Consider the following 15234-nt stretch of genomic DNA (forward strand, 5'->3'; position numbering starts at 1 on the left):
GTTTAGATGGGATTTTAAGTGGAAAGTTTCGCTATCATGCGCCGCAATATTATTGCTCTTGATTGACGAAAACGTCAGTACTATATGGTACTATTTCTACCTATTACGGCGTATTCTGTTTTTGCGCAGAGAGGACATGAGGCGTTTTGTCCGTCGGCGGATGGCAAAAAATCCATACCCTAAACGGTGCCGATTCTCTAAAAAAGAAAAGCCGCACCTGCGAGGGTACGGCTTTGTCAGACAATATGAAATGTCCGGTTCAGCGGATCGCCTTGCCGTTCACATCGAACCGATGCACCTTGCCGTCATCGGGCGTGATGAAGATCACATCGTCCTCATTGTAGTGGTGCTCGCCGAACAGCCGCACCGTTATCAGGCCCGCTGCTTCGGTTTCGACGTAAAGGATCGTATCGGCGCCGAGATGTTCGGCATGAATGACCTTGCCTTTCCACTTGCCGCTCTCGCGGCTGACGGAAATATGCTCGGGCCGAATGCCGACCGTTTTCGCTCCGGCGTCCCCGATGCGGGCACCATCGACGAAATTCATCTGAGGCGAACCGATAAAGCCCGCGACAAACAGATTGTCCGGCTTGTTGTAGAGCTCCATCGGCGAGCCGACCTGCTCGATACGACCGGCATTGAGGACCACGATGCGGTCAGCCAGCGTCATTGCCTCGACCTGATCGTGCGTCACATAGATCATTGTCGCCTTGAGCTCGCGGTGCAGCTTGGCAATCTCAAGCCGCGTCTGAACACGAAGTGCTGCATCGAGGTTCGATAGCGGTTCGTCGAACAGGAACAGTTCCGGTTCTCGCACCAGTGCGCGGCCGATGGCGACGCGCTGGCGCTGGCCGCCCGACATTTCAGCCGGGCGGCGCGCCAGATAGGGATCGAGCGACAGCATCGCGGAAGCTTTCGAAACGCGCGTTTCGATCTCTGCCTTGGGCATGCCAGCCTGCTTGAGACCAAGCCCCATATTGTCCTTCACCGTCAGGTGCGGGTAAAGCGCATAGGACTGGAACACCATGGCGATGCCGCGCTTGGAAGGCGGCGTGACGGTTACATCATCGCCATTGATGAGCACTTGACCGGAGGAAACGTCCTCCAGACCGGCGATGGAACGCAGCAGCGTTGACTTGCCGCAGCCGGAGGGGCCAACGAAGATGATGAACTCCCCGTCCCGCACTTCCAGATTGATATCCTTCAGGACTTCCTGCGCACCGTAGCGCTTGTGTACCGATTTGAGTAGCAGCGATCCCACGTATCAAATTCCCTTATAGCTTTACCGGCTTGCCGGTGCGCACACTTTCATCCGCCGCAAGGCAGATGCGCAGCGATTGCAGCGCGTCATCCATATGGCGGTTGAGATCGATATCCTCGCGGATGGCCTTGAGCATATAGGCCTGCTCGCGTTCGCACAGTTCCTGATGGCCGGGTTCATCCGCCATGGAGAGATCCGTATCCGGCTTCAGGAACTTGCCATCGGCTCCACGCTCGGCACGGTGAACGCGGATGGTCGAGGTCTTGGTATGTGCGTCCACATCGTCGGATTTGGTCACGGCCTCGTTCATCACGATGGAAACGCAGCCATTCGGCGAAATCACATCCTTCACGAAGAAGGCGGTCTCGGACATCATCGGACCCCAGCCCGCCTCATACCAGCCGACCGTGCCGTCATCGAACAGCACTTGCAGATGGCCATAATTATACATGTCCGGCTTGATCTCGTCGGAGAGACGCAGACCCATGCCGCGCACTTCCACCGGCTTTGCGTCGGTGATCTGGCACATGACGTCCACATAATGCACGCCGCAATCGACGATCGGCGACGTCGTGTTCATCAGGTTCTTGTGCGTTTCCCAGGTTGCGCCGCTGGACTGCTGGTTGAGGTTCATGCGGAAGACATAAGGCCCGCCAAGCTGGCGCGCCTCGGAGATAAGCCGCATCCATGATGGATGATGGCGCAGGATATAACCGATGACGAGCTTGCGTCCGTTGGCGCGCGCACAGTCGATCACGCGGCGCGCATCTTCAACTGTGGTTGCCAGCGGCTTTTCAACAAAGACATGCGCGCCCTGCTCCATCGCGGCGATGGCATAATCCGCATGGCTTTCCGAATAGGTGGCAACACAGGCGAGATCGGGCTTCAGTTCCTTCAATGCTTCGTGGAAGGAAGGATGAATTTCATAGCCCGCCAGTTCATCCGGCACCGCAACCTTGGTGCGGTTGACGAGGCCGACGATCTCGAAACCGGGATTGCGGTGATAGGCGAGCGCATGGCTGCGCCCCATATTGCCGAGACCGGCGGAAAGTACACGGATGGGATTTTGCATTGCAGAACTCATTTTACAGCCCCTGCGGTAATGCCGCGGATCAGCTGCCGCGAGAAGAGAACATAGAGGATGAGGATCGGGAACATCGCCAGTGAAAGGGCCGACAGGACGGCGTTCCAGTTGGTGACGAACTGGCCGATGAAAAGCTGCGAACCGAGCGTCACCGTCTTGGTGGCTTCACTTGGCGCCAGGATCAGCGGGAACCAGAGATCGTTCCAGATCGGGATCATGGTGAAGACGGCGACCGTCGCCATGGCAGGCCGGATCAATGGCAGCACCAGCTTGAAGAAGATCGCATATTCCGACATGCCGTCTATTCGCCCGGCATTCTTCAAATCGTCGGATACGGTTCGCATGAATTCCGACAGGATGAAGATCGCCAGCGGCAGCCCTTGCGCGGTATAAACGAGGATAAGCGCCGTCAGCGTATTGACCAGCCCCGCCGCCACCATGCCTTGCAGCAACGCAACCGTGCCGAGCCTGATGGGGATCATGATGCCGATGGCCAGATAGAGCCCCATCAGCGTGTTGCCCTTGAAGCGGTATTCGGCGAGCGCGAAGGCTGCCATCGCTCCAAACAGGATCACGAAGAAAATGCTGGCTACGGTCACGATGGTGCTGTTCTGAAAATAGGTCAGGAACGAGCCTTGCTTCAGAACTGTTTCATAACCGATGAGGCTGAAGCTCTCCGGGGTCGGAAACTGCAAGGGCGTGCGGAAGATCGCATTGCGGTCCTTGAAGGAGTTGATCAGGGTCAGCGCAACCGGAAACACGGCGATCAGCATGTAGAAGATGAGGGCCGCATGAACGAGAGTGGTGCGAAGGGGCGATGTGCGTGCTTTCGACATGGTCTCGTCCTCAGAACTGATAGCGGCGCATGCGGCGCTGGATGCCGAACAGATAGAGCGACACGCCTGCCAAAATGATGAGGAACATCACGGCGGCAATGGTCGCGCCCATCGATGGATTGCCAAGCTGCAACTGGAAGCCGAAGAAAGTGCGATAAAGGAACGTGCCCAGAATATCCGTCGACTTGTCAGGTCCGGCCAAGGCTCCCTGCATCGAATAGATGAGGTCGAACGCGTTGAAGTTGGCGACGAAGGTCATCACCGAGATCAGGCCGATGGATGGCAGGATGAGCGGCAGCTTGATCTTGAAGAACTGGCTCCAGCCGGTAATTCCGTCACATTCCGCCGCCTCGATGATTTCATCGGGAATGTTGAGAAGGGCCGCGTAGATCAGCATCATCGGAATGCCGACGAACTGCCAGACTGAGACGAGCGACACGGTGACGAGAGCCGTATCGGCCTTGCCGAGCCAAGGGCCGAACAGCCATTTCAGGCCCACCAAATCCATCATCCACGGCGCCACGCCCCAGATCGGCGACAGGATCAGTTTCCAGATAAAGCCGACGATCACGAAGGACAGCAGGGTCGGCAGGAAGATAGCCGTGCGGTAGAAGGCGGCGAAACGCAGCTTCGGCAGCGACAGCATGGCAGCCAGCAGAATGCCGATCGGGTTTTGAACCAGCATGTGAATGCAGAAGAATATAAAGTTGTTTTTCAACGCATTCCAGAAATCGCGCGACCAGTTCGGATCGCCGAAAAGTGCTTTGAAATTGGCAAGCCCCACGAAAGTGCGCTGTCCGTCGACGACATTGAAGAATGCCTGCCTCAAGGTCTCGATGAGCGGCAGCACCATCACCGCCGTATAAATCAGCACGCAAGGTAGAAGAAATACAAGTATATGCCAACGCCTCGGGCGCTTGTGCACAATAGCTGTCATGTCGGCAGATTGGCTCATATGGGCATTCGCTCTTCAAGAGCATTTCCGGCAGAGGATGATCCACTTGCGGTCGGAAATGCATAAACCGATGGCTGGCGCTGTCACTCACCAGAAAGCGTGCAAACCGGAGAAAGCCGGAGCTTCCCCTCGCCACACGCTCGCGTCATTTTTTAAACTGACACGGATTGCACCGAATGCAAAACAGCATGTCGATGCGCCGGACGAAAAGATATGGGCGGCGTGCCCCCGCGATCGCCGCCCATAAAGCCCCGCGTTTTTACTTCGCAGGCTTGTACCAGCTGTCGAGGCCTTCCTGCAGCTTCTTCGCAGCATCTTCCGGCGTCACGGTGCCGTTGATGACGTTGGCCGACTGAACCCAGGTTTCGTTTTCGAGGTTCGGCGTGCCACGCGACAGGATCTGGTAGGTCGAGCGAATGGTCGGCTTGCACTTTTCGCGCCAGGAAACGAATTCCTGCGCCAGCGGATCGCTCATCTTCACAGCCGTCGAGTTCAGGCTGAAGAAGCCCGGCAGCGCATTGGCGTAGATTTCTGCGAATTCAGGCGAAGCGACCCAGTTCAGGAACACCTTTGCCTGTTCCGCGTTCTTGCTCGAAGCGTTGAGGCCGAGGCCGATATCGTTGTGGTCGGAGATGTAGCAGGTGTCGCCAGCATTCTTGACCGGCGGCGGGAAGGCGCCCATCTTGAACTGCGCCTGCGTGTTGAACAGGCCGATTTCCCACGAGCCAGCCGGATAGATGGCGGCGCGGCCGAGCGTGAACAGGTTCTGGCTGTCAGGGTAGGTTTGCGCCTCGAAACCGTCGCCCAGATAATCCTTCCACTTGGCGAGAACCTTGAATGGTTCGACCCATGGCTCGTCGGTCAGCTTCTGTTCGCCGGCGATCAGCGCCTTGCGGCCTTCTTCGCCCTTCCAGTAGGTCGGCCCGATATTCTGGTAGCCCATGGTTGCGGCTTCCCACATATCCTTCGTGCCCATGGCCATCGGGATATAGTTGCCGTCTGCCTTGATCTTTTCCAGAACTTCGAAGAATTCGGCTTCCGTCGCCGGAGCCTTGAGGCCGAGCTTGTCGAAGGCTTCCTGATTATAGATGAAGCCGTGAATGACCGAGGCCATCGGTACGCAGAAGGTCTTGGAGCCGTCATCGGTGGTCCAGGCGGACTTGGCAACGTCGGAGAAGTTCTTCATGCCTTCCAGATCGGTCAGGTCGGCAAGCTTGCCCTTGTTGAACAGCTCAAGCGAGGTGTCGAACGGACGGCAGGAAATGAGGTCCCCGCCGGAGCCTGCATCGAGCTTGGCATTGAGGGCCGCATTATATTCGGTCGGCGCGCTCGGTGCGAAATTGATCTTGATGCCGGGATTCTTGGCTTCAAAAGCCGGAATGATTTTTTCCTGCCAGATCTGCAGATCGTCGTTACGCCAGCTTTCGACCGTCAGCGTGACGTCCTCAGCCAGCGCAGCCGATCCCGACGCAAGAAGCGTGGAGCCCAGCAGCATGAGTTTCAACGTATTACGAACCATTTGACCTTCTCCCGTTTTTTGAGCGCGGATGCGCAAAAGAGGCGAAAGCACATCAGACCGTTTCGGTACGATCATTTCACGCGTTACGGGAAAGGCACCGGCCCCCGCCGGTCGTCTCCATCCCAATCCGCGTGACATCGCCCTCAGCGGCCCACAGCGACATTGCGCTCCCCTTCTGCTGAAATTAATGCCAAAAACGTACCAATTGTCCAGAGAAGTTTACAACTTTCGCGCATAAAAATTCAAAAGCGTCGGTTTTCCCGAATTGTTTCAATGAATTAATCAAATTTTTCACAAGCCGACAAAACTGCTTGGTTAATGGTATTTTTTTGGTATCTTCAAGCTGGAGGTATCTTCATGACTGAATTCTTCATTGGCGTTGATGGCGGCGGCACCGGATGCCGCGCTGTTGTAGCTGGCAGCGATGGGGCGATTCTGGGTTCAGGGCGCAGCGGCTCCGCCAATATCGTCACCGATCCGCAGACGGCGCTGATCAATGTGATCGCGGCGGTCGACAACGCTTTTGAGGATGCCGGGCTGGACAAGGCGCATTATGCGACCAGTCACGCGGTTCTGGGCCTCGCTGGCGGCAATGTCGTGGGCGTGGGACTTCCGATTGAGCGCGGCCTCCCCTTCGCGCACTCCAATGTAGAATTCGACGGCGTGATCGCGCTTCAGGGCGCGCTTGGTGATCAGGACGGTATCGTTGCCATTCTCGGCACCGGTACGGCCTATATCGCGCGCAAAAACGGTCGTATTCATTCGGTCGGCGGCTGGGGTTTCCCCTTGAGCGATCTTGGCAGCGGCGCGCGACTCGGTCAAAGCCTGCTGCAGGAAAGCCTGCTTGTGCATGATGGCATTCATCCGCGCACATGCCTGACGACCGATCTTCTCAATGAGTTCGACAATAATCCCGACAATCTGGTTGAATTTGCCTGGACGGCAAAACCCGGCGACTTCGGCAAATATGCTCCTCGTGTTTTCCAGTATGCCAGCGAGGGCGACGACACGGCGCGCATGTTGTTGGAGCGCTCCGCCGGTTATATCAGCGAAACGCTCGAAATGCTGATCAAACAGGGAGCCGAACGCATCAGCCTGCTCGGCGGCATGGCGCCGCTCTATGTCGAATGGCTGCCGTCCCATCAGCAGAAACTTCTCGTCAAGCCTGCGGCGGATGCGCTGACCGGCGCTCTCCAACTCGCACTGAAGCGATATGGGCCGCAAAATGGAAAGGCGCGTGAATGAGCGGAAATTTCAGCGCCTTCCTGCCAAAGAACCTGCAAGGTTCCGCCCCGTCTTCCGGGGGGCCTCTCTACATGCAGCTGCGCCAATCGCTGGAGGCTGCGATCCGCGCCGGACAACTGGCCGACGGCGAAGCGCTGCCGCCGGAACGCGACATTGCCGAATATGCCAATATAAGCCGCGTCACGGTGCGCAAGGCCGTGGATGATCTGGTGAAGGCCGGGCTTCTTGTGCGTCGCCATGGTTCCGGCACTTTCGTCGTGCGTCCGAGCGAGCGCGTGCAGCAATCGCTTTCGATGCTGACCTCCTTTACGGAAGACATGGCGCGTCGCGGCATCACCACACAATCCAAATGGCTGGAACGCGGCCTTTATTATCCCTCACCGGAAGAGATGATGAAACTGGGCGTTTCTTCCGAAACTCGTGTTGCCCGACTTGGCCGTCTGCGCATGGCGAGCGATTTGCCGCTGGCGATCGAACGAGCCAGCCTTTCAAGCGAAATCCTGCCCGACCCGGAGTTGGTCAAGGGATCGCTTTATGCCGAACTGAGCCGCACCGGCTTTCGGCCTGTTCGTGCTGTCCAGCGCATTGCGGCCTGCAACATCAAGGACCCGGATGCGCGCATTCTCGGCGTCAAGGAAGGAGATGCAGGCTTGTCCATCGAGCGCATTTCCTATCTGCCGTCCGGTCGCGTGGTCGAATTCACGAAATCGCTCTATCGCGGCGATGCCTATGATTTCGTCGCCGAACTGACAATCCCCCAACCATGAGTCGTAACGGCGAAAACGGCCCGTTTCCGGGCCGTTCCTTATTCGCGTCAATGATGTTTCTTGCCTTCGCGAGCCAGTTCCACCGTCGGGTCGGCTGTCAGACGCTTGCGCGCCCGGTCGTCCATCAGCTCATACCACATGGCGTTGAGGACGGCGAAAGCGGCTGCAAGCGGAAGTCCCAATAGCCAGGAAAAATACCACATCTTGCTTCCTTTCTGATCGGAGCATTTCCGGCACAAGCGTGAAGCGGTTTTGTGTCGGCTAATGCGTTAAAACCAATGGATAGAACGGCTTCTGCAGCCGCTCTAATAGGCGTGGTTGCTGTCGTCTTCGATCATGTCCTTTTCGACCTTGCCCCACAAAACCTTGTAGACCCAGGACGTGTAGACAACGATCACCGGCAGGAAGATGACCGTTACCACCAGCATGATGAACAGCGTCATATGACTGGAGGAGGAGTCCCACACCGTGAGGCTGGCGCGCGGATCGATAGATGATGGCAAGATGAACGGGAACATGGACACGCCGACGGAAGAAATGATGCCGAAGATCGACAGCTTTCCGAACAGCAGCGGCGCAATTTCCCCGCGGCTGCGCAATGTCACAAAGACCGCGAGCGCTCCAAGGATGCCGAGCGCCGGAGCGATCAGCAGGATTGGATAGTTCGCATAATTGGCGAACCATGCGCCGTGGTCCAGTTCCACTGTCTTGCGCAGCGGATTGGACGGGCCATCCATGACGATGGCGCTTGTGATCCGGTAGCCCGAAATCCAGAGCCAGCTGATCACCCCTGCCAGTATATAGAGCACAACGGTCAGAACCGACGCGACGCTGCCGTAGAACCGCGCGCGCGCCTGAACATCGCCGGTCGTCTTCAGCACCAGCCACGAGGCGCCATGCATGGAGAGCATCGTCACTGAAAGCACGCCGCAAAGCAGCGCGAACGGATTGAGCAGACCGAAGAACGAACCTTCATAGAATATCTGGAGATCGTCAGCCAGACGGAACGGAATACCCTGGAGGACGTTGCCCACCGCAACGCCGAAGATGAGTGCGGGAACGAAGCCGCCGATGAACAATGCCCAGTCCCAGCCCGCTCGCCAGGCTTCGCTATCGCGCTTGGAGCGATATTTGAAGCCGACCGGACGCAGGATGAGCGCGAACAGGATGGCAAACATCGCCAGATAAAAGCCCGAGAACGACACCGCATATAAAGGCGGCCACGCAGCAAAAATGGCACCGCCGCCCAGAATCAACCAGACCTGATTGCCTTCCCAGACCGGACCAATCGTGTTGATGATGATCCGCCGCTCGACATCGGTCTTGCCGACGACCGGCATGAGGATGTCCACGCCCAGATCGAACCCGTCCATGGCGGCAAAGGCGATCAACAATACGCCGAGCAGTACCCACCAGATGATGCGCAGGGTTTCATAGTCCAACAAATCGCTGAGTATCATGATCCTTACTCCGCAGGTGCGATGCTGGCCGGGGCGAGAATTGCTTCCGGCTTGCTGTCGGGCTCAGGTCCGGCCTTGATGGCGCGGATCATCAGGCCCATCTCGATGATGAAGAGAACCGTATAGATCGCCACAAAACCAAGTATGGTCAGCAGCACTGTGGACGCACCGAGATTGGAGACGCCAACTGCCGTGGGCAATATGCCTTCGATGACCCAAGGCTGACGGCCGTATTCGGCCACGATCCAGCCCATTTCGGCAGCAATCCACGGCAGCGGTATCGAAAAGACGGCAACCCGCAGCAGGACCGGATAACGGTCGAGCTTGCGGCGCGCGGACAGCACGAAGAATGTGCCGGTCAGCAGGATCAGGAAGAAGCCAATGCCGACCATGATGCGGAAGGACCAGAAGAGCGGCAGGACACCGGGAACCGTGTCGTTGGCTGCCTGCGTGATCTGCTCATCGGTTGCCTGACGCGGATCATCGACATAACGCTTCAGCAGGAGCGCATAGCCCATCCACTGGCTGTTGTCGGCAAAAACGTCCTTCACGTCCTGGGGAACGGCGTTCGTGTCGCCAGCCGCGCGGATTTTCTGCAAGGCGTCATAGGCGACGATACCGTTCCTGATATGGTTTTCCGCGTTCTGGACCAGTTCGTTGATACCTTGGATCGGCGTCGTGAGGGAGCGGGTGCCGATCAGGCCCATGACCCATGGAATATGCACTGCGAAGTGGGTTTCGCGCGCCTCCTGGCTGGGGAAGCCGAAAACAGTGAACGAGGCCGGGGCCGGTTCCGTCTCCCACATGGCTTCGATGGCCGCGATCTTCATCTTCTGGTGTTCATTGGCCAGATAGCCGCTTTCATCGCCGAGAACGACAACCGAAAGCGAAGCAGCCAGACCGAAGGATGCCGCGATGGTCATGGAACGTTTGGCCAGTTCTACCGAACGTCCCTTGAGCAGATACCAGGCGGAAACACCGAGAACGAAAATGGCTGCAGTGACATAACCGGCTGAAACGGTGTGCACGAACTTGGCCTGCGCGACCGGGTTCATCAGCACGGCAAAGAAATCGGTGATTTCCATGCGCATGGTTTCAGGATTGAACGCCGATCCGACCGGATTCTGCATCCAGCCATTGGCGATGAGAATCCACAGTGCCGAGAAGTTGGAACCTGCCGCGACAGCGTAGGTTGCCATGAGATGTCCGATTTTCGACAGGCGATCCCAGCCGAAGAAGAACAGGCCCACGAAGGTCGCTTCGAGGAAGAATGCCATGAGACCTTCAATGGCAAGCGGCGCACCAAAGATATCGCCGACATAGTGGCTGTAATAGCTCCAGTTCATGCCGAACTGGAATTCCATCACGATGCCCGTCGCGACGCCCATGACAAAGTTGATGCCGAACAGCGTACCCCAAAATTTCGTCATCTGCCGCCAGATGAGTCGCCCCGTCATAACGTAAACGGTTTCCATGATGGCAAGCAGCACGGAAAGACCCAAGGTCAGAGGTACGAAGAGGAAGTGATAAAGTGCCGTGATTGCGAATTGCAATCGCGACAGGGAGACAATATCGAGTTCCATCTCTTTAAGCCGGGTATCCGGCCCTCCTGGTGTTATGAGCTGCGCTTCCGGCGCCGCCCCCGTTTTGAAAGCGGGCAGTTTCTGAAGACTTTCCCGCTTCAATTCCAACTACCGGTCCAAGTTCCGGTTAGACGCCCCCACACCGCGCCCTGGCGCGTGTCGGTGCTGTTATCGCTTACCTCATGGTTTCGAGGATTTCGTCAAAGCGCGCTGTCCCCTTACCTACGGACTCAATTAGAGCGCCTTGATTTAAAACAATGATCCGTTCACAAATTAGCGCTTCGCGGCGGATATGCGTGGCGATCAGCAGCGTGCGTGAACCGGCCCGCGCCTTGAGACGCTTAAGAACATCACCGGCGGTCGCGCTGTCGAGACCTTCGGTCGGCTCATCCAGCAACCAGAGCGGCGCATCGGTCAGAAACAGCCGCGCAAGGGCCAGACGACGCGCCTGTCCACCTGACAGCCCCAGACCGCCCTCGCCCAGCATTGCGTCCAAACCGGCAGGCAGTTGCCGGATAAATGTCCCGAGGCCGGCGGCGTCCAGCGCATCCAACAGTTCCTGATCGCTTGCATCGGCGCGCGCCAGCCGCAGATTGTCGCGAAGACTGTCCTGAAAAAGCTCGGTCCGCTGGGTGAGAAGGCGCGTGGGCAACACCGCGATGCTGCCCTGTCTTGCCGGAATCTCTCCGGCGAGCAGAGCGAACAGGGTCGATTTGCCTGCACCGCTTGTGCCGACGATGGCAACACGCTCCCCGGCGACAATATCGAGCGTGATATTTTTCAGGGCATCACGGTCAGTACCTTCATGGCGAACGAACAGGTTTTTCAGCTCAGCTGCCACGCCGCTCACCGGCCCTTGGACCAGTGCGGATTGGACGTCATCCGCCAGTTGAGGCGCGACACGCTTTGCAGCAAGGACCGTGCGACCAAGTTCCATCGCGCCGCGCCGCAATGCCGAGAAGGGTTCCATCGCACCGAGAATGACAAGCATTGCAAGCGCGGCCACAGGCGCGCCGATGGTCTGCGCCTGCATCAGCAATCCAACCGCCACAAGGCCACCCGCAAGCAGGACTGCGTGAACAATGCCGAAACCGGCCCCGGCAACAATCTCTATGCGGTTCAGCTTGCGATCCGACGCGGCGACATAGCCATCGGCACGGGCCAATGCCAGCTTTTGATCTTCGAGCCGTCCCGCCATCAGAAGATCGGTTTGACCAGCCACAAGATCGACTGTGCGGGCGCGCAGTGCTTCCGTGCCTTTGGCACGCCGGCGCATGGATTTTTCGGAAATGCGGCCGGCAGCAAGCGGAATGCAAAGGCCCGCCGCGAGCAGGATAATCGCTACCAGCAACCCGAAGGTCGGGCTCATCAGGCCGAGCGCGATACCGGCAACAAGTGCGGTGGCGAGCGCGGCCCCGATGGGCACTACCACACGCAGATAAAGCGAATCCAGCGCATCGATGTCTGCGGTCAAACGGAAGAGAAGATGCGCCGGACGTTTCAAAAGTGCATTCGCAGCACTTGGGCGCGCCCAGCTGCGAAACAGCTTTTCGCGCAATGCCGCGAGGATCGCGAGCGTTGCATCATGGGTGACGAGCCGTTCGAGATAGCGCGAACCGGTGCGCAGGATCGCAAGCAAACGGATACCGGCGGCGGGTGCGAAAACATCGAACACGACTGCCGTGGCGCTGCTCAGGCCCGCAATCGCCGTTGCGGTGATGAACCAGCCCGACAGGCCAAGAAGTGCAATACCGGCGAGGACGGTTACTGTTGCCGTTGCGATACCGGCGAGGAGAGCCGTTCCCTTGGTGCGAAAAAAGAGCCGCAGGATTGGCTGCAATGACTGGAAGCCATTCATTCGGCAGCCCTCCTCTGCCAGAGCGGACCATTGCTCGCGCCGCCATCCAGACGAACGATGCGATCCATCCTGCACGCAAAGGTTTCGTCGTGCGTTGCGACGATCAGCGTCTTGCTCTTGGCAAGTTTCAGAAGGCTGTCGGCAATGAGCGCTGCCGTTTCCTGATCGAGATGCGCGGTGGGTTCATCGGCCAGAATAATATCTGCGCCGGGATCGACAGCCGCACGGGAAAGCGCCAGCCGCAGGGCTTCGCCGCCGGAAATTCCGGCTCCGTTCTCGCCGACAAGGCCGTTGCCCGTGACGCCCAGAACATGGCCGAGTGCCATATCGTCGATGATGGTTTTGGTTGTTGCAAGGTCGGCTGGTCGACCTAGTGTGATATTCTGGCGGGCGGAACCGGCAAAGATATGCGGTTTCTGTCCGATCCAGCTCATCCTTGCGCGGAGCGCGCTCGCCGTTTCTTCTGTCAGCGCGATACCGCCGATCTCGACCCTGCCAGCCTGTGGAGCCGTCAGCCCGGCAATGAGCGCCAGAACGGTCGATTTTCCATAGCCGCTTGGCGCGAGCAGCGCTACGTGTTCCCCCGCCTCGATATGAAGACTGAACCGGTCGAGTACCGTGGCTCCAGCTCCGTAACCAAAGCCGATATTGTGCAGGGCAACCGTGGGAGTCTCCCGTGTAGCTGCCTGATTTGCACCCTTTCCGACAACTGACATGGGGTGCTCGGCAAGCTTTTCCAGCGCGTCGATGGATGCTTCGCCTGCCGCACGGTCGTGCCAGACGGCTGACAGATCGCGCAAGGGCTCGAAGAATGCAGGTGACAGAAGCAGGACGAAAAGACCTTCCGCCAGGGTCAGCTTGTGCCCCCACGCTCCGAAGTTGAGCTGGCCCAGTAAATGAAAGCCGATATAGACCGCAACCATGGCGACACCGATTGCAGCGAAAAGTTCGAGCACTGCGGACGACAGAAAAGCAATGCGCAGGACGGCCATCGTTTTTGAACGCAAGGTTTCGGCGTTCTCGCGCAATCGGTTTGCGGTCGCATCCACTGCATGGAACGTGCGGATCGTTGCAAGGCCGCGCAGTCGGTCGAGCAGAAAACCGTTCATGCCGCCAAGGGCGACGAGTTGCTTTTCGCTCGCGGCTTTAGCGCGCCAGCCGATCAGCGCCATGAAGATCGGTATCAGCGGCGCGGCGACCATCAGGACAAGCGCCGCGGCCCAGGAATACCAGAGCACGACCGCAAGTATAGCCAATGGAACCAGCATGACGCGAATGCGCACCGGGACGAAACGCGAAAGATAGGGAACGACCATCTCCGCCTGTTCGGCGAGAATACTTGCCACCTCGCCCGACGACGGGCGCGTCACATCGAGCGGCGAACGCTCCGCAAGCGCAGAAACGGCATTGGTCCGCAGCCGGGAAAGCTCCAGCCTCGCGGCATCGAATGCCTTCGCCGCACCCGCGCTGTCGAGAATGCTGCGCAGGCAACCGAGTATGAAAATGCCTGCTGCACTATAATAGATGGAAATATTGAAGCCGGTGTCGGCCAATCGTCCGATGGCATAGGCCAGAAATCCCGCTTGCGGCAGCCACAAAATTGCGGCCAGCGCCTGAAGATATGCCCCCCGCTTCAGCAAGGACGGAACAGAACGACGCTGCAGGCGGCGCGAGCCTTGCTCTTTGCCTGCCGCTTCGCCGACTTCTGCCGTCAATGTTTCCGTTCGGGGGACAACGGATGTCACTCTCGCTTAGGCTCCTTTTTGGCCGATGTTCGTCCGCGCCCGAGCGCCACGATCCTGTCCGTGGTTTCAAGGAAGCGGGTCACCTTGGCGCCAAGCGCCAGAAGACTGGTCAAACGGTCTGTATCCAGCCGCTTGACGTCGTCGTACCAGTTGGTCAGTCTTTCGATCAGGCCGTACATGTCCTTCATGCGATCCTGCGCATAAAGATCGCTGTCACCCTGCGGCTGTTCCATCAGGATCTCGCGCAGAACGGTGAGCGTAGGATCGATTTCGCGCTTCTTGCGCTCCTCGGCGAGCGTGCGCAGGATCTGCCACACGTCGTCAGGCGTCGTGAAGAAATCACGGCGATCACCCGGGATGTGCTTGAGCAACACCAGGTTCCAGCCTTGCAGTTCGCGGATACCCATGGAAACGTTCGACCGCGACACGCCGAGAGCATCGACGATCTGGTCGGCGCAAAGAGGCTCAGGCGATATATAAAGAAGCGCATATATCTGCCCTACGGTGCGGTTGATGCCCCAACGGCTGCCCATCTCCCCGAAGTGGAGCACGAACGACTGAACGATTGGCGACAATTCCAAAATTCTCTCTCCCGTAAATTCTGAATTTTCAGAAATTACTGAAATCCAGATAATTCAAATGATCTGTTCCTTCAATCAGCTCGCCTCCGGCACAGGTCCGAATGGACAATTGGCCGCAGCCCCGGGACACTCCTCCAAATGCCCTAAGGGACGATAGGCCGCTGCATCCCGCTCCGCGGTCGTTGGCAGTGATGCAAGGGATTCGGCAAATGGCAGATAATGTTTCCGGTCGGCAGGATAGCCGGTCTTGAAGCGAACTCCAAAACAGGTCTCCGGTCAGCCCGAAAGCGACAGCCGCCATTTCCTCGCGGAGCTGGCGGTTTTCCCCATTTGGTGCGGC

The 15234-nt window shown here is 58.1% G+C and carries 13 protein-coding genes; 2 read left to right on the top strand and 11 right to left on the bottom strand.

The features are described 5' to 3' along the window. Positions 1 to 259 precede the first annotated feature (259 nt). From F9K78_RS18640 to F9K78_RS18660, 5 genes are all read right to left on the bottom strand, one after another. Entirely contained in the window at positions 260 to 1261 is a 1002-nt protein-coding gene (locus F9K78_RS18640; RefSeq protein ID WP_121986464.1) for an ABC transporter ATP-binding protein, read from the bottom strand. A gap of 13 nt (positions 1262 to 1274) precedes the next feature. Then, positions 1275 to 2345: a Gfo/Idh/MocA family protein gene (locus F9K78_RS18645; protein ID WP_121986465.1), complete on the bottom strand. Its 1071-nt coding sequence runs from the start codon at positions 2343 to 2345 to the stop codon at positions 1275 to 1277. Further along, a complete protein-coding gene (locus F9K78_RS18650) occupies positions 2342 to 3181 on the bottom strand; it encodes a carbohydrate ABC transporter permease (RefSeq protein WP_121981531.1) in 840 nt (279 codons plus the stop codon). The genes F9K78_RS18645 and F9K78_RS18650 overlap by 4 nt, the downstream gene beginning before the upstream one ends. A 10-nt stretch (positions 3182 to 3191) precedes the next feature. Next, the gene (locus tag F9K78_RS18655) at positions 3192 to 4136 is read right to left on the bottom strand and encodes a carbohydrate ABC transporter permease (protein WP_121981532.1); all 945 of its coding nucleotides are present in this window, start codon (positions 4134 to 4136) and stop codon (positions 3192 to 3194) included. A gap of 259 nt (positions 4137 to 4395) precedes the next feature. After that, positions 4396 to 5655 carry an ABC transporter substrate-binding protein gene (locus F9K78_RS18660; protein ID WP_121981533.1) on the bottom strand — a complete coding sequence of 420 codons (1260 nt, stop codon included), beginning with the start codon at positions 5653 to 5655 and terminating at the stop codon, positions 4396 to 4398. A 357-nt stretch (positions 5656 to 6012) separates the two neighbouring features. Between F9K78_RS18660 and F9K78_RS18665 the strand changes: the two genes are divergently transcribed. Both F9K78_RS18665 and F9K78_RS18670 read left to right on the top strand, forming a co-directional pair. Then, positions 6013 to 6900 (top strand): glucosamine kinase nucleotide-binding domain-containing protein, encoded by an 888-nt coding sequence (locus F9K78_RS18665; protein ID WP_121986466.1) that lies wholly within the window; start codon positions 6013 to 6015, stop codon positions 6898 to 6900. Continuing rightward, positions 6897 to 7667, top strand: a complete 771-nt coding sequence (locus F9K78_RS18670; RefSeq protein WP_121986467.1) for a GntR family transcriptional regulator — start codon at positions 6897 to 6899, stop codon at positions 7665 to 7667. The genes F9K78_RS18665 and F9K78_RS18670 overlap by 4 nt, the downstream gene beginning before the upstream one ends. 47 nt (positions 7668 to 7714) lie before the next feature. Here the strand turns inward: F9K78_RS18670 and cydX are convergent, their stop codons facing one another. The 6 genes from cydX to F9K78_RS18700 all read right to left on the bottom strand — a co-directional run bounded on the left by cydX (position 7715) and on the right by F9K78_RS18700 (position 14894). Further along, the gene (gene cydX, locus F9K78_RS18675) at positions 7715 to 7870 is read right to left on the bottom strand and encodes a cytochrome bd-I oxidase subunit CydX (RefSeq protein ID WP_121986468.1); all 156 of its coding nucleotides are present in this window, start codon (positions 7868 to 7870) and stop codon (positions 7715 to 7717) included. A 102-nt stretch (positions 7871 to 7972) separates the two neighbouring features. Next, entirely contained in the window at positions 7973 to 9127 is a 1155-nt protein-coding gene (cydB, locus tag F9K78_RS18680; RefSeq protein ID WP_121986469.1) for a cytochrome d ubiquinol oxidase subunit II, read from the bottom strand. A 5-nt stretch (positions 9128 to 9132) separates the two neighbouring features. Next, a complete protein-coding gene (locus tag F9K78_RS18685; RefSeq protein ID WP_121981608.1) occupies positions 9133 to 10710 on the bottom strand; it encodes a cytochrome ubiquinol oxidase subunit I in 1578 nt (525 codons plus the stop codon). Between the two features lie 175 nt (positions 10711 to 10885). Continuing rightward, positions 10886 to 12568 carry a thiol reductant ABC exporter subunit CydC gene (cydC, locus tag F9K78_RS18690; protein ID WP_121986470.1) on the bottom strand — a complete coding sequence of 561 codons (1683 nt, stop codon included), beginning with the start codon at positions 12566 to 12568 and terminating at the stop codon, positions 10886 to 10888. Beyond that, positions 12565 to 14313, bottom strand: coding sequence for a thiol reductant ABC exporter subunit CydD (gene cydD / locus F9K78_RS18695; RefSeq protein ID WP_121986471.1), 1749 nt, complete (start codon positions 14311 to 14313; stop codon positions 12565 to 12567). The genes cydC and cydD overlap by 4 nt, the downstream gene beginning before the upstream one ends. Next, complete coding sequence (locus F9K78_RS18700; protein ID WP_174813357.1) at positions 14310 to 14894, bottom strand: GbsR/MarR family transcriptional regulator; 585 nt, start codon at positions 14892 to 14894, stop codon at positions 14310 to 14312. Before F9K78_RS18700 ends, cydD begins: the two co-directional genes overlap by 4 nt. Between the last annotated feature and the right edge of the window lie 340 nt (positions 14895 to 15234).

Source organism: Brucella pseudintermedia, from assembly GCF_008932435.1.
Classification (GTDB): Bacteria; Pseudomonadota; Alphaproteobacteria; order Rhizobiales; family Rhizobiaceae; genus Brucella; species Brucella pseudintermedia.

Bases quoted from the DNA above. Each gene is read 5' to 3' on its own strand.
- F9K78_RS18645 (WP_121986465.1), bottom strand. From the start codon at position 2,345: ATGAGTTCTGCAATGCAAAATCCCATCCGTGTACTTTCCGCCGGTCTC.
- F9K78_RS18650 (WP_121981531.1), bottom strand. From the start codon at position 3,181: ATGTCGAAAGCACGCACATCGCCCCTTCGCACCACTCTCGTTCATGCG.
- F9K78_RS18655 (WP_121981532.1), bottom strand. From the start codon at position 4,136: ATGAGCCAATCTGCCGACATGACAGCTATTGTGCACAAGCGCCCGAGG.
- F9K78_RS18660 (WP_121981533.1), bottom strand. From the start codon at position 5,655: ATGGTTCGTAATACGTTGAAACTCATGCTGCTGGGCTCCACGCTTCTT.
- F9K78_RS18665 (WP_121986466.1), top strand. From the start codon at position 6,013: ATGACTGAATTCTTCATTGGCGTTGATGGCGGCGGCACCGGATGCCGC.
- F9K78_RS18670 (WP_121986467.1), top strand. From the start codon at position 6,897: ATGAGCGGAAATTTCAGCGCCTTCCTGCCAAAGAACCTGCAAGGTTCC.
- cydX (WP_121986468.1), bottom strand. From the start codon at position 7,870: ATGTGGTATTTTTCCTGGCTATTGGGACTTCCGCTTGCAGCCGCTTTC.
- cydB (WP_121986469.1), bottom strand. From the start codon at position 9,127: ATGATACTCAGCGATTTGTTGGACTATGAAACCCTGCGCATCATCTGG.
- F9K78_RS18685 (WP_121981608.1), bottom strand. From the start codon at position 10,710: ATGGAACTCGATATTGTCTCCCTGTCGCGATTGCAATTCGCAATCACG.
- cydC (WP_121986470.1), bottom strand. From the start codon at position 12,568: ATGAATGGCTTCCAGTCATTGCAGCCAATCCTGCGGCTCTTTTTTCGC.